The following is a 2048-nucleotide window of genomic DNA, read 5'->3' as shown; positions in this document are numbered from 1 at the left end:
GACACCCAGTCGCCACCCAAGCCCCGGTCCAGCCCGTAGTTGGCGCAGAAAAGGTCAAAGACTGTGGCAACCAGCGCCTCACGCCCATCGGCCAGTTTCACTTTCCGTGCGGGGATATTCCGGGCCAGCACCTCCGGCGCGTCGCATTTGACAAAGTCGCCCGTCGCGGCACCGCCGAAATAGGGAAAGTCCACACCGACGATGCTGTCGTGGTGTTCATCAAGGATCTGGCTCAGGCGCAACCGCGTCTCGGCATTGCCAGCTTCTTCGACCAGATTCCACTTGCCCTCCTCACCCCAGCGGAAGCCGATGGAGCCGTTGGGGGCAACGAAGCGACCCGACGCTTCATCGAAGGCGACGGTCTTCCAGTCGGGGTTGTTCGCCTCGCCCAGCTTGTCGTCGAAATCCTCGGCCCGCAGCATCCGTCCTGGAACAAGGCGGCCGTCCTGTTCGTCCAGCACCACCAGCATCGGCATGTCGGTGTATTTGCGGGCGTAATCCTCGAAATACGCGGCCTGCCGGTCGAGGTGGAATTCACGCAGGATCACATGGCCCATGGCCATCGCCAGCGCCGCATCGGTGCCCGCCTGCGGGTTCAGCCAGATGTCACCGAACTTGGCGGCTTCGGAATAGTCGGGGCTGACCACGGCGGACTTGGTGCCGCGATAGCGGACCTCGGTATAGAAGTGCGCGTCGGGCGTGCGCGTCTGCGGCACGTTCGACCCCCAAAGCATCAGGAAGCCCGCGTTGTACCAGTCGGCCGATTCCGGCACGTCGGTCTGTTCGCCCCAGGTTTGCGGCGAGGCGGGCGGCAGGTCGCAGTACCAGTCGTAGAAAGACATGCAGGTGCCGCCCAGAAGCGACAGGTAGCGTGACCCCGCCGCATAGCTGACCATCGACATCGCGGGGATGGGCGAGAAGCCGAACACTCGGTCCGGTCCCCAGACCTTTGCGGTATGCGCGTTGGCGGCGGCGACGATCTCGGTCGCCTCGTCCCAGGTGGCGCGGACGAAACCACCCTTGCCGCGGGTCTTGGTATAGCTCGCGCGCAGGGCGGGATCTTTCTGGATCGCGGCCCAGGCAGCCACGGGCGTCATCGTCGCCCGAAGCTTGCGCCATGCGCGCATCAGGCTGCCCCGGATCAGCGGGTTCTTCACACGGTTCGCGGAATACAGATACCAGCTGTAGGACGCCCCCCGTGCACAGCCGCGCGGTTCGTGGTTCGGCAGGCCCGCCCGGGTGCGCGGATAGTCGGTCTGCTGCGTCTCCCAGGTCACGATGCCGGACTTGACGTAGATCTTCCAGCTGCACGATCCGGTGCAGTTCACCCCGTGGGTTGACCGCACGATCTTGTCGTGCCGCCAGCGGTTCCGATAGGTGTCCTCCCACCCCCGATCCTCGCGCGTGGTTTCACCCCAGCCGTCCGAGAAGGTTTCCAGCGTCTTCTTCTGGAGGAAGTTCAGTCTGTCGAGCAGGTGGCTCATCTTGGCGTCCTTTCGTTATTCGGCAGGGTGGGGGGCGGCAAAAGCGCGACCACGCTCGATCTCATGAAGAAGTCCGCCGGGCCGGGTGTAGACGACCCAGGTCAGGACCAGGCAGATCACGTAGAAGGCTAGGAACAGCCACAGTGCGCCGACGGGTGAGCCGGTCATCGCGATGGAAGAGCCATAGGCCTTGGGGATGAAGAAGCCGCCATAGGCGCCGATGGCGCTGGTGAAGGCGACGATGCCGCTCGACTCCATCGCGATCTGGCGGGCGCGGTCGGCGCCGGTCAGCTGCGGCATCAGGCGCGGCACTTCCTTGCCCATGATGACCGGGATCATCTGGAAGGTGGACGCATTGCCGACCCCGGTGAAGAAGAACAGCGCGATGAAGCCTGCGAAGAACCCAGGGAAACTGCCGGCCTGCAGCGAGAAGATCACGGCCAGAACGGATGCGATCATCCCCGCGAAGACCCAAAAGGTGACGCGGCCGCCGCCGAACCGATCCGCAACCCAGCCCGTGCCGGCACGGCTCAGCGCGCCGACCAGCGGCCCGAGGAAGACGTA

The 2048-nt window shown here is 64.8% G+C and carries 1 protein-coding gene and 1 pseudogene; both read right to left on the bottom strand.

All coding sequences use genetic code 11. From position 1 onward, the window contains the following. The coding region (locus tag C5F46_RS15985) for a molybdopterin-dependent oxidoreductase (protein WP_146160259.1) at nucleotides 1-1484 on the bottom strand (1484 nt) is incomplete at its 3' end. A 15-nt stretch (nucleotides 1485-1499) separates the two neighbouring features. Continuing rightward, nucleotides 1500-2048, bottom strand: a pseudogene (locus C5F46_RS15980) (nitrate/nitrite transporter); the annotation flags it as partial.

Source organism: Phaeovulum veldkampii DSM 11550, from assembly GCF_003034995.1.
In the GTDB taxonomy this organism is placed as follows: domain Bacteria; phylum Pseudomonadota; class Alphaproteobacteria; order Rhodobacterales; family Rhodobacteraceae; genus Phaeovulum; species Phaeovulum veldkampii.
This window is presented reverse-complemented; position numbering and strand designations above follow the sequence as displayed.